General features: G+C 71.0%; 17 protein-coding genes. 5 read left to right on the forward strand and 12 right to left on the reverse strand.

The genetic code is table 11. The features are described from left to right. Positions 1 to 87: 87 nt before the first annotated feature. The 4 genes from ACFW9D_RS31185 to kdpF are packed head-to-tail and all read right to left on the reverse strand — an operon-like array spanning position 88 to position 4,676. Positions 88 to 738 carry a potassium-transporting ATPase subunit C gene (locus tag ACFW9D_RS31185; RefSeq protein WP_384627443.1) on the reverse strand — a complete coding sequence of 217 codons (651 nt, stop codon included), beginning with the start codon at positions 736 to 738 and terminating at the stop codon, positions 88 to 90. A gap of 24 nt (positions 739 to 762) precedes the next feature. Next, positions 763 to 2,865, reverse strand: a complete 2,103-nt coding sequence (gene kdpB / locus ACFW9D_RS31190) for a potassium-transporting ATPase subunit KdpB (RefSeq protein ID WP_384627446.1) — start codon at positions 2,863 to 2,865, stop codon at positions 763 to 765. 51 nt (positions 2,866 to 2,916) lie between these two features. Continuing rightward, positions 2,917 to 4,578 carry a potassium-transporting ATPase subunit KdpA gene (kdpA, locus tag ACFW9D_RS31195; protein ID WP_384627449.1) on the reverse strand — a complete coding sequence of 554 codons (1,662 nt, stop codon included), beginning with the start codon at positions 4,576 to 4,578 and terminating at the stop codon, positions 2,917 to 2,919. An 8-nt stretch (positions 4,579 to 4,586) separates the two neighbouring features. Then, positions 4,587 to 4,676, reverse strand: coding sequence for a K(+)-transporting ATPase subunit F (kdpF, locus tag ACFW9D_RS31200; RefSeq protein ID WP_188336379.1), 90 nt, complete (start codon positions 4,674 to 4,676; stop codon positions 4,587 to 4,589). 399 nt (positions 4,677 to 5,075) lie between these two features. Between kdpF and ACFW9D_RS31205 the strand changes: the two genes are divergently transcribed. Then, positions 5,076 to 5,786 carry a GNAT family N-acetyltransferase gene (locus tag ACFW9D_RS31205; RefSeq protein WP_384627453.1) on the forward strand — a complete coding sequence of 237 codons (711 nt, stop codon included), beginning with the start codon at positions 5,076 to 5,078 and terminating at the stop codon, positions 5,784 to 5,786. Between the two features lie 94 nt (positions 5,787 to 5,880). Here the strand turns inward: ACFW9D_RS31205 and ACFW9D_RS31210 are convergent, their stop codons facing one another. Further along, positions 5,881 to 6,684, reverse strand: a complete 804-nt coding sequence (locus tag ACFW9D_RS31210; protein ID WP_384627456.1) for a thioesterase family protein — start codon at positions 6,682 to 6,684, stop codon at positions 5,881 to 5,883. 193 nt (positions 6,685 to 6,877) lie between these two features. Between ACFW9D_RS31210 and ACFW9D_RS31215 the strand changes: the two genes are divergently transcribed. Both ACFW9D_RS31215 and ACFW9D_RS31220 read left to right on the forward strand, forming a co-directional pair. Continuing rightward, positions 6,878 to 9,319 (forward strand): glycoside hydrolase family 2 protein, encoded by a 2,442-nt coding sequence (locus tag ACFW9D_RS31215; RefSeq protein WP_384627458.1) that lies wholly within the window; start codon positions 6,878 to 6,880, stop codon positions 9,317 to 9,319. A 20-nt stretch (positions 9,320 to 9,339) separates the two neighbouring features. Beyond that, positions 9,340 to 10,371, forward strand: coding sequence for a LacI family DNA-binding transcriptional regulator (locus ACFW9D_RS31220; protein ID WP_384627477.1), 1,032 nt, complete (start codon positions 9,340 to 9,342; stop codon positions 10,369 to 10,371). Positions 10,372 to 10,424: 53 nt separating this feature from the next. Here ACFW9D_RS31220 and ACFW9D_RS31225 read toward each other — a convergent pair whose 3' ends face one another. The 7 genes from ACFW9D_RS31225 to ACFW9D_RS31255 all read right to left on the reverse strand — a co-directional run bounded on the left by ACFW9D_RS31225 (position 10,425) and on the right by ACFW9D_RS31255 (position 17,624). Continuing rightward, on the reverse strand, positions 10,425 to 10,688 hold the full coding sequence (locus ACFW9D_RS31225; protein WP_384627461.1) for a GlsB/YeaQ/YmgE family stress response membrane protein: 264 nt from the start codon (positions 10,686 to 10,688) through the stop codon (positions 10,425 to 10,427). Positions 10,689 to 10,803: 115 nt separating this feature from the next. Further along, positions 10,804 to 11,022, reverse strand: a complete 219-nt coding sequence (locus ACFW9D_RS31230) for a hypothetical protein (RefSeq protein ID WP_384627464.1) — start codon at positions 11,020 to 11,022, stop codon at positions 10,804 to 10,806. Positions 11,023 to 11,024: 2 nt separating this feature from the next. Then, a complete protein-coding gene (locus tag ACFW9D_RS31235; RefSeq protein WP_188336385.1) occupies positions 11,025 to 11,417 on the reverse strand; it encodes a carboxymuconolactone decarboxylase family protein in 393 nt (130 codons plus the stop codon). A gap of 135 nt (positions 11,418 to 11,552) precedes the next feature. Beyond that, entirely contained in the window at positions 11,553 to 12,509 is a 957-nt protein-coding gene (locus ACFW9D_RS31240) for a sigma-70 family RNA polymerase sigma factor (protein ID WP_384627468.1), read from the reverse strand. Positions 12,510 to 12,689: 180 nt separating this feature from the next. Then, positions 12,690 to 13,949 carry an NAD(P)/FAD-dependent oxidoreductase gene (locus ACFW9D_RS31245; RefSeq protein WP_384627470.1) on the reverse strand — a complete coding sequence of 420 codons (1,260 nt, stop codon included), beginning with the start codon at positions 13,947 to 13,949 and terminating at the stop codon, positions 12,690 to 12,692. A gap of 186 nt (positions 13,950 to 14,135) precedes the next feature. Further along, positions 14,136 to 15,464 carry a class I SAM-dependent RNA methyltransferase gene (locus ACFW9D_RS31250; RefSeq protein WP_384627473.1) on the reverse strand — a complete coding sequence of 443 codons (1,329 nt, stop codon included), beginning with the start codon at positions 15,462 to 15,464 and terminating at the stop codon, positions 14,136 to 14,138. A gap of 114 nt (positions 15,465 to 15,578) precedes the next feature. Next, positions 15,579 to 17,624: an APC family permease gene (locus ACFW9D_RS31255; protein ID WP_188336389.1), complete on the reverse strand. Its 2,046-nt coding sequence runs from the start codon at positions 17,622 to 17,624 to the stop codon at positions 15,579 to 15,581. A gap of 325 nt (positions 17,625 to 17,949) precedes the next feature. Between ACFW9D_RS31255 and ACFW9D_RS31260 the strand changes: the two genes are divergently transcribed. Further along, positions 17,950 to 18,621 carry a TrkA family potassium uptake protein gene (locus ACFW9D_RS31260; protein ID WP_188336390.1) on the forward strand — a complete coding sequence of 224 codons (672 nt, stop codon included), beginning with the start codon at positions 17,950 to 17,952 and terminating at the stop codon, positions 18,619 to 18,621. Further along, on the forward strand, positions 18,621 to 19,292 hold the full coding sequence (locus ACFW9D_RS31265) for a TrkA family potassium uptake protein (protein WP_161301657.1): 672 nt from the start codon (positions 18,621 to 18,623) through the stop codon (positions 19,290 to 19,292). The genes ACFW9D_RS31260 and ACFW9D_RS31265 overlap by 1 nt, the downstream gene beginning before the upstream one ends. Positions 19,293 to 19,349 lie beyond the last annotated feature (57 nt).

The raw sequence follows: 19,349 nt of genomic DNA on the forward strand, positions 1-19,349 counted from the left end.
GTGGGTGACCGGTCCGCCCCGCGCCGCGGTCCGTACAGCGGCCTGTGCCCCGTCCATGCCGCGCTTCGTGGGCGCGGCTGTCTTCGGTCAACTGTTGCGCGTCAACTGTTGCAGGGCGACGTTGAGTTCGAGGACGTTGACGGTCGGTTCGCCGATGAAGCCCAGGGTGCGTCCGTCGGTGTGTGCGTCGACGAGCTTCTGGACGCGGTCGACGGGCAGGTGGTTGCGTGCGGCGACGCGGTGCACCTGGAGGTCGGCGTAGGCCGGGGAGATGGCGGGGTCGAGGCCGGACCCGGACGAGGTGACGGCGTCGGCCGGGATGTCGGCCGGGTTCACCCGGTACGTGGCGGTGGAGTTGTCCGCGACGACGGCGGCGCGGGCCTTCTTCACCTGGGCGACGAGTTCGGGGTTGTCACCTGCGAGGTTGGTGGCGCCGGACAGGATCAGCTTGTACTGGGTGTTCACGCTGTTCGTGCCGAGGCCGTTCTGCGGGCGCCCCTGAAACCACTTGAGGTCGGGCTTGCCGTCCTTCGTCGTGTACGACTGGCCGATGAGGGAGGAGCCGACGGTCCTGCCCCCGGACCGGATCTCTGAGCCGTTCGCCTTGTCGGGGAAGACCGCCTGGGCGACTCCCGTGACGGCGAGCGGGTAGAGCACGCCGCACAGCACGGTGAGGACGAGCAGGGCGCGCAGGCCCGCCCAGACCAGCCGGCCGGTGTTGCCTACGGAGGTGTTCATGGTGGTCAGCACGCTTTCTGGACGTCACAGGCCGGGGACGAGGGAGAGGAGCAGGTCGATGACCTTGATGCCGACGAAGGGGGCGATCAGGCCGCCGAGTCCGTAGACGCCGAGGTTGCGGCGGAGCATGCGGTCGGCGCTCGTCGGCCGGTAGCGGACGCCCTTCAGGGCGAGCGGGACGAGCGCGACGATGATCAGGGCGTTGAAGACGACGGCGGACAGGATCGCCGAGTTCGGGCTCGACAGGTGCATGATGTTGAGCGTGTTGAGCCCGGGGTAGACGGCCGCGAAGAGCGCCGGGATGATCGCGAAGTACTTGGCGACGTCGTTGGCGATCGAGAAGGTGGTCAACGCACCACGGGTGATCAACAGTTGCTTGCCGATCTCGACGATCTCGATCAGCTTGGTCGGGTTCGAGTCGAGGTCGACCATGTTGCCGGCCTCCTTCGCGGCCGACGTGCCCGTGTTCATCGCGACGCCGACGTCCGCCTGGGCCAGCGCCGGCGCGTCGTTGGTGCCGTCGCCGGTCATCGCGACGAGCTTGCCGCCCGCCTGCTCCCGCTTGATGAGGGCCATCTTGTCCTCGGGCGTGGCCTCGGCGAGGAAGTCGTCGACGCCGGCCTCTTCCGCGATGGCCTTGGCCGTCAGCGGGTTGTCACCGGTGATCATGACGGTCTTGATGCCCATGCGGCGCAGCTCGTCGAAGCGTTCGCGCATGCCGTCCTTGACGACGTCCTTGAGGTGGATCACGCCGAGCACACGGGCGCCGTCGGTGTCCTCGACAGCGACGAGGAGCGGGGTGCCGCCGGCGGCGGAGATGGCGTCGGTGAGTGTCGTGGCGTCGTCGGCGACCTGCCCGCCGCGTTCGCGGACCCAGGCCAGGACCGAACCGGCGGCCCCCTTGCGGATGCGGCGTCCGTCGACGTCGACGCCGGACATCCGGGTCTGCGCGGTGAACTCGATCCAGGTGGCGCCCGTGAGTTCGCCCTGGTGGCGTTCGCGCAGCCCGTACCGCTCCTTGGCGAGGACGACGACGGAGCGGCCCTCGGGCGTCTCGTCCGACAGGGACGAGAGCTGTGCCGCGTCGGCGACCTCGGCCTCGGTGACGCCGCGCACGGGGACGAACTCGGCGGCCTGCCGGTTGCCGAGGGTGATGGTGCCGGTCTTGTCGAGCAGCAGCGTCGAGACGTCGCCGGCCGCTTCGACGGCGCGGCCGGACATGGCGAGCACGTTGCGCTGCACGAGGCGGTCCATGCCGGCGATGCCGATGGCGGAGAGCAGGGCGCCGATGGTGGTCGGGATGAGGCAGACCAGGAGGGCGACCAGGACGACCATGTCGAGCTGCTTGCCCGCGTAGTCGGCGAACGGCGGCAGCGTCGCGACGGCGAGGAGGAAGACGACGGTCAGGGAGGCGAGCAGGATGTTGAGCGCGATCTCGTTGGGCGTCTTCTGCCGGGCGGCGCCCTCGACCAGGTTGATCATGCGGTCGATGAACGTCTCGCCGGGCTTCGTGGTGATCTTGACGACGATGCGGTCGGAGAGGACCTTGGTGCCGCCGGTGACGGCGCTGCGGTCGCCGCCGGACTCGCGGATGACGGGCGCGGACTCGCCGGTGATCGCGGATTCGTCGACGCTGGCGACGCCCTCGACCACGTCACCGTCGCCCGGGATGATGTCGCCGGCCTCGCACACGACGCGGTCGCCGACCTTGAGCTCCGTACCCGGCACCCGCTCCTCACGGCCGTCCACCAGGCGCCGCGCCACCGTGTCGGTCTTGGCCTTGCGCAGGGTGTCGGCCTGCGCCTTGCCGCGGCCCTCGGCGACGGCCTCCGCGAGGTTGGCGAAGATCACGGTCAGCCAGAGCCAGGCGCTGATGGTCCAGCCGAACCAGTCGGTCGGGTCGGTGAAGGAGAACGCCGTGGTCAGCACGGACCCGACGAGCACCACGAACATGACCGGCGACTTGATCATGATGCGCGGGTCGAGTTTGCGCAGGGCGCCCGGGAAGGACTTCAGGAGCTGCCGGGGGTCGAAGAGTCCGGCGCCGACCCGGCCCTCGCCTTCGCCGGAGCCATGCCCGGTGGGCACGTCCTGGTGCGGGGCCCGGGTGGGAGTGACTGTGGACATGGAGCCCTCTGGATTCTTCGTCAGCTGTGACTTCTGGGTGTGAGGGCTCATTTACGCCAGTCCCTCGGCGAGCGGCCCGAGCGCGAGCGCCGGGAAGTACGTGAGGCCGGTGATGATCAGGATGGTGCCGACGAGGAGGCCGGTGAACAGCGGTTTCGCGGTGCGCAGGGTGCCGGCGGAGGCCGGTACCGGCTGCTGCCCGGCGAGCGATCCGGCGAGCGCGAGGACGAACACCATCGGCAGGAAGCGGCCCAGGAGCATGGCCAGTCCGATCGTGGTGTTGAACCACTGCGTGTCCGCGTTCAGGCCTCCGAAGGCGGAGCCGTTGTTGTTGGCGCCCGAGGTGTAGGCGTAGAGGATCTCCGAGAATCCGTGGGCGCCGGGGTTGAGCATCGAGTTCGGCGGCGTCGGCAGCGCCATCGCGAGGGCCGTGAAGACGAGGACCAGCGCGGGCGTGATCAGGATGTAGCAGGCGGCGAGCTTGATCTCGCGCGTGCCGATCTTCTTGCCCAGGTACTCGGGCGTGCGGCCGACCATCAGTCCCGCGATGAACACCGCGATGATCGCCATGATCAGCATGCCGTAGAGGCCGGAGCCGGTGCCGCCGGGCGCGATCTCGCCGAGCTGCATGCCCAGCATGGTGATGCCGCCGCCGAGCCCGGTCAGCGAGGAGTGGAAGCCGTCGACGGCACCGGTGGAGGTGAGCGTCGTGGAGACCGCGAAGATCGACGTACCGCCGATGCCGAAGCGGTTCTCCTTGCCCTCCATGGCGCCGCCCGCGAGCTGGAACGCGGGGCCGTGGTGGGCGAACTCGGTCCACATCATCAGGCCGACGAAGGCGATCCAGATGGTGCCCATGGTGGCGAGGATCGCGTAGCCCTGCCGGAGCGAGCCGACCATGCGGCCGAAGGTCCGCGTCAGCGCGAAGGGGATGACGAGGATCAGGAAGACCTCGAAGAGGTTCGAGAGGCCGTTGGGATTCTCGAAGGGGTGGGCGGAGTTGGCGTTGAAGTAGCCGCCTCCATTGGTGCCGAGTTCCTTGATGGCCTCCTGGGAGGCGACGGCGCCGCCGTTCCACTCCTGGCTGCCGCCCAGGAACTGCCCGACCTCATGGATCCCTGCGAAGTTCTGGATCGCGCCGCATGCGACGAGGACGAGTGCGCCGACGACGGAGATCGGCAGCAGGATGCGTACGACGCCGCGCACGAGGTCGGCCCAGAAGTTGCCCAGTTCCCCGGTGCGGGAGCGGGCGAAGCCGCGCACGAGGGCGACGGCGACGGCGATGCCGACGGCCGCCGACACGAAGTTCTGCACCGCCAGGCCGCCGGTCTGCACGACGTGGCCCATGGCCTGTTCGCCGTAGTACGACTGCCAGTTGGTGTTCGCGACGAAGGACGCGGCCGTGTTGAACGCCTGGTCCGGGTCGATGGAGCGGAAGCCGAGCGAGCCGGGCAGGCTGCCCTGGAGCCGCTGCAGCAGATACAGGAACAGGACGCTCACGGCGGAGAAGGCCAGCACGCCGCGCAGGTACGCGGTCCAGCGCATCTCGGTGTCGGGGTTCGCGCCGATGCCCTTGTAGACCCAGCGCTCCACCCGCAGGTGCTTCGGGGAGGAGTAGACCCGGGCCATGTGGTCGCCCAGGGGACGGTAGGCCAGCGCCAGGGCCGCGACGAGCGCGAGGACCTGGAGCGCGCCGGCGAGTACGGGGCTCATATCTGTGCTCAGAACCTCTCCGGATAGACGAGGGCGAGGACGAGATAGGCGAGGAGGGCCACGGCCACGACGAGGCCGACCACGTTCTCCGCGTTCACAGCTTCGTCACCCCCTTGGCGACGAGTGCCACCAGCGCGAAGACCGCGAGCGTGGTGACGACGAAGGCCACGTCGGCCATCGTGAGCTCCCTGGATGAAGGTTCGAATCAGTACGGACACTGAGAGGAAACCTCCGGCCAGGGCCGGTTCCGCTTCCGTTGACGGCTCCCTTACGGGGGCGAGTGCGGCCTTGACGTGTCCTATACGGCCTTGACGCGTCGCATACGGGGGCGCCGGTGCGGATCGGGGTCGCGCCGCCCCTGCGCCTACGATCCGAGGAGACCGGTCGGCCAGTAGACCGGTTCAGCTAGCAGGGCGGCAGCGGCCGCAGCGCGGAAGGATGCACGCGATGACAGACGGCGTGACGACGGACGGGATGGCGACGGACGGCATGGCGACATGACGACGGACGGGAACGAGAAGGACTCCGTGCTGGACGACCCCGTCGGAGCGTCCCTGCGCGGAGCCCACGCGCACCTCGCCCGCCGCCGCGGCGAGGCGTTCACCTATCAGGGGGACGTCGCCACGTTCGCCGCGCTGCCGGCGGCGCCGGACGCGGCCGCGTGGGCCGAGCTGGCGGCGCTGCTCGGCCCCGGGGAGCTGGCCGACCTGTTCTCCTCCCCCGCGACGCCGCCACGGGACTGGGAGCCCGTCTTCTCCCTCGACGGACTGCAGTTGACCGGGCCCGTAGGCGGCGAGCAGGGCTCCGCGGACGAGTCCGGCATCGTCGAACTCGGCCCGGCCGACGTCCCGGACATGCTGGCGCTCGTCGAGCGGACGCGGCCCGGACCGTTCCGGCCCCGCACGCACGAACTCGGCACCTACCTGGGCGTCCGTGCGGGCGGCTCCCTCGTCGCCCTGGCGGGAGAGCGGCTGCGGCCGCCCGGCTGGACGGAGATCAGCGCGGTCTGCACCGCGCCCGAGGCGCGCGGCCGGGGCCACGCCGCGCGCCTGGTCCGCGCTCTGAGCGCCCGGATCGAGGCGCGGGGCGAGCGCCCGTTCCTGCACGTGGCCGCGTCGAACACGGCGGCGGTCACGCTGTACGAGCGGCTCGGTTTCGAGGTGCGGCGCCCGGTCACGTTCCGGGGCTTCCGCGTCCCTGGAGCGTGACCTTCTGAAGCGCGCCCCTTCTGAAGCGCGACCCTTCTTGAGCACGACCTTCCCAAGCGCGACCTTCAGAAGCATGCCCCCTGAGGCGTGCGAGTCAGCGCTTCGGCTGCGGCCTGACCGTGAGGATCTGCTGCGCCGTCCCGAGGGGCCCGTCGACATCGTGCAGGACCGTGCTGGTGACGCCGTGCCCCGCCGGGCCGAAGGTCACCGTCGTGTCGAGGCCGGTCCAGCGGCCGCGCGGCTGCCGGTGCAGGTGCAGCGTCAGATCGACGTTGGGGAACATCCACTCGTTCGGCGACTCGCGCACGGCGATGCCGTTCGCGGTGTCGACGAGGGCGACGAAGGAGGCGAGCGGGCTGCTCGGTTCGCCGGCCACGAGGTCGAGCGGCGTGGAGATCCAGGCGGTGGTGCGGCCGGGCCGCGGCGGCGCGAGGGGGCGGACGTCGATCGAGGCGATGTAGCCGCCGGGCCAGTGATCCGCCATCGGCCAGGGAGCGAGCGCGTCGGGCGGGGTGAGCGGGTCGGGTCCGCCACCGGCGACGGCCGTGGTGTCGGTGGCGGCGAGCAGCCAGGCGCGGGCGCGGACCACGGCGCGTCCGGCGATCAGGACGACGGCTTCGAGGAGTTCGATGGTGCGGCCGGGCCGGACGGTCTCCACCCGGATCTCGCACTCGTCGAGGGCGAGCCGGCCGAGGATGTCGAAGCTGATCCGGGCGACGGCGAGCCCCGCGGTCTCCGGGCGCGCGGCCAGGTGCCGTTCGATCGCGTGGACGACGAGGCCGCCGAGCGGGCTGAAGTGCTGCTCGTCGGGGTCCCAGGCGCCGCCCGCGTGCACGGTGGGCTTGTAGCGGAACGCGTCGATGGGCTCGTAGTAGCTGTGGTGACTGCCGGTGGACAACGGACACTTCCCCTTCCTGTGGCGGACGCCGTCGCTCGGCCGGATCGCGGCCGGGGCCGGTGCCCGGCGACCAACGTAACCGAGCGGCCGCTCACGTGTACTAGACCGGTCTAGCAGCGGCGGGCTAGGTTGGCGCGCAGCGTCCGTGAACCGGTCGTGGCCCGGCCCTGGCCCGTCAGTTGGGAGTCGCACCATGCAGCCCGCGCAGCCGTCGAAGCACACCGTTCCGCTCGACTCGGGGTGGAGCCTGGACCACGACGGGAGGCCGCTGCCCGCGCAGGTTCCGGGATGTGTGCACACCGATCTGCTGGCGGCGGGCCTGATCCCGGATCCGTTCATCGGCCGCGCCGAGCTCGAGATCGACTGGGTGGGGCGCCGCGCCTGGACGTACTCGCGGGACGTGGCTGCCGGGCAGACCGCGGCGGACGAGCGGTACGAGCGCACGGATCTGGTCTTCGACGGGCTCGACACGGCGGCCCGGATCACGCTCGGCGGGCGGGAGTTGGGCCGGACCCGGAACATGCACCGCGCGTACCGCTTCGACGTCACGGGCCTGAGCGGGCCGCTGGACGTGGAGTTCGCCTCCGCGTACGACGAGGCGGAGGCGGTGCGGCGCGTGACGGGCGACCGGCCGAACGTGTATCCCGCGCCGTCCCAGTACATCCGGAAGATGGCGTGCGGTTTCGGCTGGGACTGGGGTCCGACCGTGGTCACGGCCGGCCTGTGGCGTCCGGTCCGGCTGGAGCGCTGGTCGACGGCGCGGCTGGCGCGGGTCCGGCCCCTGGTGACGGTCGGTGGGGACGGCTCGGGCCGGGTCGAGTTGCGGATCGACGTGGAGCGCACGGAGCGGGGCGCGGACCGTGCGCTGACCGTGCGGGCCGATGTCGCGGGCGTGACCGTGGCAGGTCGGGTGGAGGGTGACGGCGCAACCCTGGTGCTGGACGTGCCGGACGTCCGGTTGTGGTGGCCACGCGGCTACGGCGAACAGCCGCTGTACGAGGTCGCGTTGACGCTGCTCGACGGCGACGGCGGGACGGTGCTGGACGGCTGGGGGCGGCGGATCGGCTTCAGGAGCGTCGAGATCGACCGCGCGCCGGACGAGCACGGCACGGGCTTCACGTTCGTGGTGAACGGTGTGCGCGTCTTCGTGCGCGGGGTGAACTGGATTCCCGACGACGTGCTGCCGTCCCGGGTCACGCCCGAGCGGTACCGGACGCGACTGCGGCAGACGGCGGAGGCGAACGCCGATCTGGTGCGGGTGTGGGGTGGTGGGATCTACGAGGACGAGGCGTTCTACGACGCCTGTGACGAGCTGGGTCTGATGGTGTGGCAGGACTTCCTGTTCGCGTGTTCCACCTATCCGGAGGAACAGCCGCTGCGCGGGGAGGTCGAGGCGGAGGCGCGGGAGAACGTGGTGCGGCTGATGCCGCATCCGAGTCTCGTGGTGTGGAACGGCAACAACGAGAACCTGTGGGGCTTCCGGGACTGGGGCTGGGAGGAGGAACTCGCCGGGGACTCGTGGGGCGAGGGCTACTACCTGGGGCTGCTGCCGCGGGTCGTCGCCGAGCTGGACCCGACACGGCCCTACATGGCGGGCAGTCCGTGGTCCGGCTCCTGGGACCACCACCCCAACCATCCGGATCACGGCACGCACCACTCGTGGGACGTGTGGAACCGGGTGGACTTCACCGAGTACCGGGCCGATGTGCCGCGGTTCGTCGCCGAGTTCGGCTGGCAGGCGCCACCCGCGCTCGCCACGCTGCGCCGGGCGCTGCCCGGTGAGGAGCTGGCCCCTGACTCCCCCGGCATGCTGCACCACCAGAAGGCGGAGGACGGCAACGGCAAGCTCCGGCGCGGTCTGGCCCGCCATTTCGCGGTGCCCGAGGGCGACTTCGATCGCTGGCACTATCTGACGCAGGTCGTGCAGGCGCGTGCCGTCGCCACCGGCATCGAGCACTGGCGCTCCCACCGGCCGCGCTGCGCGGGGACGATCGTGTGGCAGATCAACGACTGCTGGCCGGTCAGTTCCTGGTCCGCGATCGACGGCGACGGCCGCCTCAAGCCGCTCCACCACGAGCTGCGCCGCCTGTACGCGGACCGGCTGCTCACCCTTCAGCCCGGCGCGGACGGTCCGGTGCTCGTCCTCGACAACCAGTCGCCGGAGGTGTGGAGTTGCGCGGTGACGCTGCGCCTGATGCACGCCGACGGGACGGAGGCCGCGCGGGTGTCGCCGGACGTCACCGTGCCCGCGCGCGAGGTGCTGCGGCTGCCGGTCCCGGCGAAGGCTGTTCCAGGGGCGGGCTCGGCGAAGGAGTACCTGGTCGCGGACGCCGACGGGCTGCGCGCGCTCCACTTCGAGGCGCGCGACCGTGATTTCGCCTATCCGCGGCCCCGTTTCGACATCGCGGTCGAGAGCGTCGGCGGGACACGGGACACGGTCGACGTCGTCGTCAGCGCCCACACTCTCGTACGAGACCTGCTGCTCCAGCCCGACCGCCTTGCCCCGGACGCTCAGGCCGACCGGGGTCTGGTCACCCTGCTGCCCGGCGAGACGACGAGGATCCGGGTGCACGGCGCTCCGGACCGCGGGGCCAACGCGATCCGGGCCGCCCTCTTCTGCGTGGAGCCGGCGTGAACGGCGGGCCGGGCGGCGGCATGAACGGTGGCGGTCGGAGGGTGACCATCAGGGACGTCGCGGCGGCGGCCGGGGTGTCCAAGGGCGCGGTGTCGATCGCGTTCAACCACAAGCCGGGGCTGTCCGAGCCGACGCGCGAGCGGATCTTCGGGGTGGCGCGCGAGCTGGGCTGGGCGCCGGACGCGTCGGCGCGCAGCCTGTCGCGGCGCCGCACGGACACGGTCGGTCTGGCCCTGTGCCGTCCGGCGCGGCTGCTGGGCCTGGAGCCGTTCTACATGGAGTTCGTGTCCGGTCTGCAGAGCGTGCTCGCCGAGCGTTCCTGCTCGCTGCTGCTGCGGCTCGTCGGGAGCCGGGAGGAGGAGATCGGGCTGCAGGAGGCCTGGTGGCGCGAGCGGCAGGTCGGCGGCACGGTCCTCGTCGACCTGGACCGGGACGATCCGCGGGTCGCACCGGTCGCGGCGCTCGGCGTCCCCGCCGTCGCGGTCGCCCACCCGGATCTGGCCGGTGGGCTGCCCTCGGTGTGGCGGGACGACGTGGCCGCGATGGACGAGGCGGTGCGCTATCTCGCCGCGCTCGGGCACCGCCGGATCGCCCGGGTCGGCGGGCCGGAGCGGCTGGGTCACAGCGTGCTGCGCGAACGGGCCTTCGCCGGCGCGCTGGGGTCGCTCGGCCTCGACGCGGGGCTCCAGGTCTCGACGGACTACTCGGGTGAGGAGGGCGCCCGCGCGACCCGGGCGCTGCTGCTGCGGCCCGAGCGGCCGACGGCGATCGTGTACGACAACGACATCATGGCCGTGGCCGGGCTCGGGGTGGCCGCCGAGCTGGGCCTCACGGTCCCGGACGACTTGTCGCTGCTCGCCTGGGACGACTCCCAGCTGTGCCGGCTGACCCGCCCGTCACTGTCGGCGATGAGCCATGACGTGCACGGATTCGGGGCGGATGTGGCGCGGGCGCTCTTCGAGGTGATCGAGGGGCGCGAGCTCGGCAGGGAGCCGGTGTCGCGCCCGTCGTTGACTCCGCGCGGGTCGACGGCGGCACCGCGGATGTCTTGATGTGCCTTGATTGTTGTTGATTGTCGTTGACGACCTTGATGCTGCTCTGATGCTCAGCGTCGTCCCTTGAGCCGCTCCACGGCGGTGACCCCGACGGCGGCGAGCCCGACCTGCATGGCGAGCTCGATCCAGTCGACGCCCCGGGTGTCGGCGACGCCGAAGGCGCCGGCGACGGCCGTGCCGACCAGGGCTGCGGCGATGCCGACGAGGATCGTCCACAGGACGCCGATGCGCTGACGGCCCGGGATCACCAGGCGGCCCAGGATGCCGATGACGATGCCGATCACGATCGCGGTGAAGATGCCGGAGATCTCCATGACTGATGCCTGCCCCTCGTCGAGCCGCTACGACGCCCCGTGGAGATGGACGCGGCCGGGGCCCGGCGGGTTGAGCGGGCGCCGGGTCGGGCGGGGTCGGGGGCGGTCGGATCGGTCAGGGGTCGGGCTTCTCCTGCGGCGCCGGTGCCTGGTGAAGGTGGCGTGCCTGCTCGTCGTAACCGCTCAGCACGGCTCTTAGCTGCTCCAGCGATTCCTCGGGGATGTCGGGCGGAGCGGACTCGACCACGTAACGGGCGGCGGCCACGAGGGCCGCGAACTCGAAGGCGTGGGCGGTCGCCCGCAGAACGCCGGGCCGGGCCCACTCCAGGCGCATGATCAGCCCTTCGACGACAGGTATTCCTTGATCTGGCCGAGTTCCTTCTCGAAGTCGTCGTAGTCCTCGCGCATCCCGTTGAGGTAGGCGCTCCAGCCGAGACTGTTCTTGGCGTAGTGGACGGCTTCCTGGATCTCCTCGTCCGTGGCCCCGAACAGCTTCGCGGCCTCGGTGTGGAACAGCGTGCAGTAACGGCACTTCGTCTCCGAGTGCAGTGCGATCCCGATGAGTTCCTTGTACTTGTTCGGGATCAGCGTCTCTCCGAGTTCGAGCTTCTTGAAGATCTCCCACTCGTAGTCCAGCAGGTCGTCGGGGATCGCGGAGAAGAAGTGAGGCACGAGCCCCAGCGTCTCCTTGATCTCCGCCTCCACCTCGCCCCGGTTACGTCCCGCCATGGCGACCACTTCCTCTCAGCCGAAGCGGAACCGGTTCTCCTTGTCCACGATATGCCTGGGCGGGGGGCCCAGGCATATGCAGACGTGTAGACGTGTACCCGGCGGGCACTTGGCCCGGCCGCGCTCGGCGCCGGGTCACCACTGGTCGATCAGCGGTGTGTCCGGTGCGTGCCGGCGCCAGGCTTCGGTGAGGCGGGCGAGGCGGGTCGGGGCGGCGATGCCGCGTACGGTGGTGATCTTGCCGTCGGCGAGATCGAACGTCACCGCTCCGGTGATCCGGTCGCCGAGCACGAAGAGGACGGCGGGGGCGCCGTTGACGAGCGCGTAGTGGAGGGCGAGCGGGCCACCGGCGAGTCGCCGCTTCGCCGGAGTGGGCTTGAAGCCCGCCCGTACGACGGCGGCGATGCGCGAGGGAGTGTCGTACCGCAGCAGCTTCTCGGCGAGGCCGCCGACGCCGTCGGAGATCGCTGTCGCGTCGTCCGTGAGGAGCTCCACGAGTCGTTCGGTGCGTCCCGAGGAGGCGGCGGTGAGGAACTCCTCGATGATCCTGCGGGCGGCTGCCGGGTCGGCTTCGCCGTCACCGCGGCGGGCGGCGGTGACGCGGCGCCGGGCCCGGTGGAGGTGCTGCTGGCTCGCGGACTCGGTGATGTCGAGGATCTCGGCGATCTCGGCGTGGGCGTAGGCGAAGGCCTCGCGCAGGACGTAGACGGCCCGTTCGACGGGTGACAGCCGCTCCATGAGTGTCAGCACGGCCAGGGAGACGGATTCGCGCTGCTCGAAGGTGTCGGCCGGGCCGAGCATCGGGTCGTTGTCGAGGAGCGGTTCGGGCAGCCAGGCGCCGGCGGTGCGTTCCCGGCGGGCCTGTGCCGAGCGGAGCCGGTCGAGGCACAGGTTGGTGACGACCTTGGTCAGCCAGGCCTCCGGCACCCTGATCCGCTGCCGGTCCGCGGCCTGCCAGTGCAAGAAGGCGTCCTGCACCGCGTCTTCGGCGTCGGTGGCCGAGCCGAGCAGCCGGTACGCCAACGAGACGAGCCGACTCCGGCCGGCCTCGAACCGGCCGGTGTCGAATCGATCAGTGGCGGCGCTGTCCATGCGGACCACCCCAAACGGTGCGGTGGAAGACGACTCTGACCGGGCCATCTTGCCTGTATGAGCGGGGTGTTGAGGGACCGGGTGACGCATTCGGAGGGAACGGCGGCGGCTCTGCCGACCGTGCGGCCGTGAGGCCGTGAGGCCGTGAGGCCGTAGAGACCTGCGACGCCGACCGGGAGACTACGCGACCGCCTTCTCGGCAGGCGCGTTCTCGGCGGGCGCCTTCTCTTCGGGCGCGTTCTCGGCGGGCACATTCTCTACGGGCGCGTTCTGCGGGGCCGCCAGCCGGTGCTTGCGCTTGGGCAGGCCGAAGGTGGGGTGCGAGGTGGCCCACAGCGCCATCCCGACGATGCCGTTCTTGATCCGCGCGGCCTTCCGGCCGCCCATGAACCGCGGCTTGGCCCGCCCTTCCTTGTCGACCATCTGCACGATCCCGTCGAGCCGCCCGAGGCTGATGTGGTTGCCCACGTACTCCAGCTTGCCGTTCGGGATCTCACGCCCGGTCAGGCGCCCCACGACCGCGTCCGCGGCCTGCCGGCCCGTGTAGCCGGCCGAGGCGCAGGACATCGGCAGCGGCCGGCCGTTGTCACCGACGGCGTAGGCGCTGTCGCCGACGGCGAAGACGTCCGGGTGCGACACGGACCGCATGGTGCGGTCGACGGTGATGCGGCCGTCGTCGGTGACCTCCAGACCGCTCGCGGCGGCGAGAGGACCGACGACGAATCCGGCCGTCCACACGGTCGCGTCGGACGCGAGGACGGAGCCGTCGGAGCACAACACCCGTGTGGCTTCCACGGCTTCGACACTGGTGTGCTCCACGACGGTGACGGCCAGGCGGGCGCAGGCCTCGCGCAGGTGGCCACGCGCACCGGCGGAGAGCGCGGCGCCCAGCTCGCCGCGGGCGATCAGGGTCACTGACAGGCCGGGCCGGGACTCGGCGATCTCGGTGGCGGTCTCGATGCCCGTCAGTCCTTCGCCGACGACCAGCACGCGGCCGCCCTCGCCCCGCTCCTCCAGGCGGTCCAGGCGCTCGCGCAGGCGCCGTGCCGAGGGCCGGGCGGAGATGTCGAAGGCGTGCTCGGCGACACCCGGGACGCCGTGATCGGCGCCGTGGCTGCCGAGCGCGTACAACAAGGTGTCGTAGCCGAGTTCGCCGCCGCCGTCGGTGTCGGCCACGGCGACGACGCGGCGGTCGGGGTCTACGGCGGTGACGCGGCCGACACGCAGCTGTACCGCCGTGCCCGCGAAGACGTCGGCGAGCCGGGGAGCCGCAATCTCCTGCCCGGCGGCGAGCTGATGCAGCCGCATCCGCTGGACGAAGTCCGGCTCCGCGTTGACCACGGTGATCTCGGTGTCGGCCGGTGCCAGCCGGCGCGCCAGGGTCCCTGCCACGTAGGTCCCCGCGTACCCGGCGCCGAGGACGACGATGCGGTGCTTCATGAGGTGCTCCCGTCGGTTCGCTTGCTCTCAGCGACTTGAGCGGGACAGCCCCTCGATCCCTGACAGGAAGCTCATGTGACCTGGGTCACATCATGATGAGTACGCACCACAGCACTGCCGACGAGACACGAACGACATGCGGGTGCCGCCACGACGCGCGGTGGCGGCACCCGGAGAAACAGCAGGTCAGCGACCCTTGTCAGCCGGCTCCAGAATCGCCACGCACTCCACATGATGCGTCATCGGGAACAGGTCGAACGCCCGCAGCGTCCGCACCTTGTACCCGCCCTCCTTGAAGTACGCGATGTCCCGCGCCAGGGCGGCCGGGTCGCAGGCCACGTAGGCGATGCGGCGGGCGCCGAGGGTCGTGAGGTGGGCGACCGTCTTCTTGCCGGCGCCGGCGCGCGGGGGGTCGAGGACGATCAGGTCGACGTCGGTGATGCCGGTGCGGGGCAGGACGGCCTCGACCTTGCCCTGTTCGACGCGGACGCGGTCGAAGGAGGCGAGGTTGTGGCGGGCGTCCTCGACGGCGCGCTTGCCGGACTCGATGCCGAGCACCGCGCCCTTCTCGCCGACGCGGTCCGCGAGTGCGCCCGCGAAGAGGCCGACGCCGCAGTAGAGGTCGAGGGCGGTGTCGCCCTTGCGCGGGAGGAGGCCCTGCATGACGGCCTTCATGAGGGTGTCGGCGGCCTTGGGGTGGACCTGCCAGAAGCCGCCGCTGCCGACCCGGTAGGTGCGGTCGTCGGCGCGCTCGCGGACGAAGGGGCGGCCGTGGACGCGGTGGACTCCGCCGTCCTTCTCGCCGACCCGCATGACGGAGACCGGCTTGTCGAGCTCGACGATGGGCAGTCGGGCGCCCGGCTTCGGGGTGAGGATCACCTGGCGGTCCTGGGAGCCGCTGGCGGCGATGGCCTCGACCGACTCCATGCCGGTCCAGTCCCGCTCCTCGATGCCCAGTTCGGAGACGCCCTCGGCGGCGATCATGCAGTGCTCGACCGGCTCGACCTCGTGCGAGCGGTGGCGGCGCAGGCCCGCGCGGCCCTCCGGCGTCACGGCGTACTGCACGCGCGTGCGCCACTGCGGCACCTCGCCCGCCGGAAGCTTGTCGCCCTCGGCCGGCATGACCGTGCCGTCCCAGCCGGCCTCCTCGGGGGTCAGGCCCGCGAGGCGCTGCAGCTGCTCGGCGATGACCTCGCCCTTGAGGCGGCGCTGGGCGCCGGGCTTGGCGTGCTGCCAGTCGCAGCCGCCGCAGCGGCCGGGACCGGCGTAGGGGCAGGGGGCCTCGACGCGGTCCTTGGACGCCTCAAGGATCTGCACGGCGTCGGCGCGCAGGAAGCGCGCGCCCTCCTCGCCCTCGGTCACGCGGGCGACGACGCGCTCGCCGGGCAGGGTGTGCCGCACGAAGAGGACCTGGCCCTCGGCGGTGCGCGCGATGCAGTGGCCGCCGTGCGCGACGGGACCGACCTCGACCTCGTACTCCGTCCCCACCAGTGAGGTCTTCGGTTCTGCCTGCATGGCGGGGCTCCAGTACGTCAAGGGGGTGGCCGCACGAAAGCGGCCGGACAACAGCCCACCAGTCTACGTGGCTGTCGTCCGGCCGCTCACCACACGGCTGCGCCGGCTGCGCGGCTACTTGCCGCTGGACTCCTTGGTCCGCTTCTCGACGGGTCCGCGGCGTACGGATCCGGGCGCGTTCCATTCCTGGCGCCTGCGGGCGCGCAGCTTGGCGGCCTCGGAGGACTCCAGCTGGTAGGGCACGGAGGTGACCATGATGCCGGGGGTGAACAGGAGGCGTCCCTTGAGGCGCAGCGCGCTCTGGTTGTGGAGCAGGTGCTCGTACCAGTGGCCCACGACGTACTCGGGGATGATCACGCTGACGGCGTCGCGCGGCGACTCCTTGCGGAGGTTCTTCACGTACTCGATGACGGGCCGGGTGATCTCGCGGTAGGGCGAGTCGAGGACCTTGAGGGGTACGTCGATGCCGCGGCGCTCCCACTCCTCGCGCAGGGCCTTGGTCTCGGCCGGATCAACATTGACGCTCAATGCCTCGAGCGTGTCCGTACGCATCAGCTTGGCGTACGCGATCGCGCGCAGCGTCGGGCGGTGGATCTTGGAGACCAGCACGATGGAGTGGACGCGGGAGGGGCGGACGCTGTCGTCGGACGGCGTCTCCGGTGCGGCGATCTCCTCGGCGACCCGGTCGTAGTGCTTGCGGATCGCGGTCATCGTCGCGAAGAAGATGCACATGCCGAGCAGGGCGACCCAGGCGCCGTGGGTGAACTTGGTGACCAGGACGACGACGAGGACGAGGCCGGTCAGGAAGCCGCCGAAGGCGTTGATCGCGCGGGAGCGGATCATGTGGCGGCGCTTGGCGGGGTCCTTCTCGGTGCGCAGGTGGCGGTTCCAGTGGCGGACCATGCCGGTCTGGCTGAGCGTGAAGGACACGAACACGCCGACGATGTACAGCTGGATCAGGCGGGTGGAGTCGGCGCCGTAGATGACGACGAGCAGGGCGGCCGCGCCTGCGAGCAGCACGATGCCGTTGGAGAACGCGAGGCGGTCGCCGCGGGTGTGCAGCTGGCGCGGCAGGTAGCGGTCCTGGGCGAGGATCGAGCCGAGCACCGGGAAGCCGTTGTACGCCGTGTTGGCGGCGAGGAACAGCACGAGGGCGGTGGCCGCGGCGAGCACGATGAACAGGAAGCTGCCGTTGCCGAAGACGGCCTCGGCGACCTGGGTGATGACCGGGTCCTGCACGTAGCCCGAGCCGACCGGCACCCCGTTCTTGAGCAGGTCGTGCGCCGGGTTCTCGGCCATGCGGACCTTGGTGACGAGGGCGAGGCCGATGATGCCGACGAGCATGGTGATGGCCAGCGCGCCCATCAGGGACAGGGTCGTCGCCGCGTTCTTGGACTTGGGCTTGCGGAAGGCCGGGACGCCGTTGGAGACGGCCTCGACGCCGGTGAGCGCGGCGCAGCCGGAGGAGAAGGCGCGCAGCAGCAGGAAGACGAGGGCGAAGCCGGCGAGGCCCTGCTCCTCGGCCTTGATGTGGAAGTCGGCGGTGGGGGCGCGCATGGTGTCCCCGAGCACGATGCCGCGGAAGGCGCCCCACGCGATCATGATGAAGACGCCGACGACGAAGACGTAGGTGGGGATCGCGAAGAGCGATCCGGACTCCTTGACGCCGCGCAGGTTCATCAGGGTCAGCAGCAGGATGACCGCGACGGCGCACAGCACCTTGTGCTCGACCACGAACGGGATGGCCGAGCCCAGGTTCTCGATGCCTGAGGTGATGGAGACGGCGACGGTGAGGACGTAGTCCACGAGCAGCGCGCTGGCGACCGTCAGGCCGGCCTTGGGACCGAGGTTGGTGGTGGCGACCTCGTAGTCACCGCCGCCGCTGGGGTACGCGTGCACGTTCTGCCGGTACGACGCCACCACGGTGAACATCACGACCACGACGGCCAGGGCGATCCACGGGCTGAAGTGGTACGCCGAGATGCCCGCGACGGAGAGGACGAGGAGGACCTCTCCGGGCGCGTAGGCAACGGAGGACAGGGCGTCGGAAGCGAAGACGGGGAGGGCGATGCGCTTCGGCAGGAGCGTTTCTCCGAGCCGGTCACTGCGCAGTGCGCGCCCGATCAGGATCCGTTTGGGCACGTCGGTCAGTTTGGACACGCAGAGGATCGTAAGGGTTCGAACGTGGGGCCGCCCACCCACCACCCCCCAACTCCGCCGGATGCCCGGAATACGGACGGCCGGAGGGGGTTCGGTGCGCGTCCCGTAGGCCGTGCGCGGCTCCCGTGGGACGGTGATGATCCAGGAGCCGACGCGGAGGTCGTGTTCGAGCGGACAGCCGATACGGTGGTGCCGAGCGCGAGCCGCGAAATGCCCGCATCGTGCCCGAGAGCCGGCCGCACAGGCCGGACCGAGCCGCGAGAGAGAGACATGAGCAGGACGTTTACCCAGGTCGGTAGGCCTATGAGGAGTGCGTGGTAGGGCCGTGCATATCGTGATCATGGGCTGTGGCCGCGTAGGGTCCCAACTCGCCCAGACTCTGGAACAGCAGGGGCACACGGTCGCCGTCGTGGACCAGGACCCGACGGCCTTCCGCCGTCTGGGCTCCGGTTTCGGCGGCCGTCGCGTCACCGGCGTCGGATTCGACCAGGACACCCTGCGCGAGGCCGGCATCGAGGAGGCGGGCGCCTTCGCCGCCGTCTCCAGCGGTGACAACTCCAACATCATCGCGGCCCGGGTGGCGCGCGAGATGTTCGGAGTGGAGAACGTGGCGGCGCGCATCTACGACCCCCGCCGCGCCGAGGTCTACCAGCGCCTCGGCATCCCGACCGTCGCGACGGTCCGGTGGACCGCCGACCAGATGCTGCGCCGGCTGCTGCCGTCGGGCGCGGAGCCGCTGTGGCGCGACCCCACCGGGGGTGTCCAGCTCGCCGAGGTGCACGCCTCGGACGCCTGGGTGGGGCACAAGATCAGCCGCCTCCAGGACGAGACCGGTGTGCGCGTGGCGTTCCTGACCCGGCTGGGCGAGGCGATCCTGCCGACGTCGCAGACGGTGCTGCAGGAGGGCGATCTCGTGCACGTGATGATGCGCACGGACGACGTCGACAAGGTCGAGGCGGCGTTCGCCGAGGGTCCTGAAGAGGAGGGCGGTCACTGATGAGGGTCGCCATTGCCGGAGCCGGCGCGGTGGGCCGTTCGATCGCGGGCGAGCTGCTCGAGAACGGGCACGAGGTCCTGCTGATCGACAAGGCGCCGACCGCGATCTCGGTCGAGCGCGTCCCGCAGGCGGAGTGGCTGCTCGCCGACGCCTGTGAGATCACCTCCCTGGACGAGGCGGCGCTGCAGCGCTGCAACGTGGTCATCGCGGCCACGGGTGACGACAAGGTCAACCTGGTCGTCTCGCTGCTCGCGAAGACCGAGTACGGCGTCCCGCGCGTCGTCGCCCGGGTGAACAACCCGAAGAACGAGTGGCTGTTCAACGAGTCGTGGGGCGTGGACGTCGCGGTGTCGACGCCGCGTCTGATGTCGGCCCTGGTCGAGGAGGCGGTCAGCGTCGGCGATCTGGTGCGCCTGCTCCGCTTCAGCCACGGCGACGCGAACCTGGTGGAGCTGACGCTGCCGCCCGAGTCGGCGCTCGCCGGCACGCGCGTGGGTGACGTCCAGTGGCCGCAGGACACCTCGCTGGTCACGATCATCCGTGGCACGCGGGTCCTGGCGCCCAGCCAGGAGGACTCCCTGGAGGCGGGTGACGAGCTGCTGTTCGTCGCGGCGCAGGCCCGGGAGGAGCAGCTGGAGGATCTGCTGTCGGTGCGGCGCGAGGACGCGTAGCGCCGTCGGACGGACGTGAGCAAGGGGTGAGCCCCGGCGAGCAGTGCTCGCCGGGGC

Source organism: Streptomyces sp. NPDC059524 (assembly GCF_042749255.1).
GTDB lineage: Bacteria > Actinomycetota > Actinomycetes > Streptomycetales > Streptomycetaceae > Streptomyces > Streptomyces xanthii.

Bases quoted from the DNA above. Each gene is read 5' to 3' on its own strand.
- ACFW9D_RS31185 (WP_384627443.1), bottom strand. From the start codon at position 738: ATGAACACCTCCGTAGGCAACACCGGCCGGCTGGTCTGGGCGGGCCTG.
- kdpB (WP_384627446.1), bottom strand. From the start codon at position 2,865: ATGTCCACAGTCACTCCCACCCGGGCCCCGCACCAGGACGTGCCCACC.
- kdpA (WP_384627449.1), bottom strand. From the start codon at position 4,578: ATGAGCCCCGTACTCGCCGGCGCGCTCCAGGTCCTCGCGCTCGTCGCG.
- ACFW9D_RS31205 (WP_384627453.1), top strand. From the start codon at position 5,076: ATGACGACGGACGGGAACGAGAAGGACTCCGTGCTGGACGACCCCGTC.
- ACFW9D_RS31215 (WP_384627458.1), top strand. From the start codon at position 6,878: ATGCAGCCCGCGCAGCCGTCGAAGCACACCGTTCCGCTCGACTCGGGG.
- ACFW9D_RS31220 (WP_384627477.1), top strand. From the start codon at position 9,340: ATGAACGGTGGCGGTCGGAGGGTGACCATCAGGGACGTCGCGGCGGCG.
- ACFW9D_RS31225 (WP_384627461.1), bottom strand. From the start codon at position 10,688: ATGGAGATCTCCGGCATCTTCACCGCGATCGTGATCGGCATCGTCATC.
- ACFW9D_RS31230 (WP_384627464.1), bottom strand. From the start codon at position 11,022: ATGCGCCTGGAGTGGGCCCGGCCCGGCGTTCTGCGGGCGACCGCCCAC.
- ACFW9D_RS31235 (WP_188336385.1), bottom strand. From the start codon at position 11,417: ATGGCGGGACGTAACCGGGGCGAGGTGGAGGCGGAGATCAAGGAGACG.
- ACFW9D_RS31240 (WP_384627468.1), bottom strand. From the start codon at position 12,509: ATGGACAGCGCCGCCACTGATCGATTCGACACCGGCCGGTTCGAGGCC.
- ACFW9D_RS31245 (WP_384627470.1), bottom strand. From the start codon at position 13,949: ATGAAGCACCGCATCGTCGTCCTCGGCGCCGGGTACGCGGGGACCTAC.
- ACFW9D_RS31250 (WP_384627473.1), bottom strand. From the start codon at position 15,464: ATGCAGGCAGAACCGAAGACCTCACTGGTGGGGACGGAGTACGAGGTC.
- ACFW9D_RS31265 (WP_161301657.1), top strand. From the start codon at position 18,621: ATGAGGGTCGCCATTGCCGGAGCCGGCGCGGTGGGCCGTTCGATCGCG.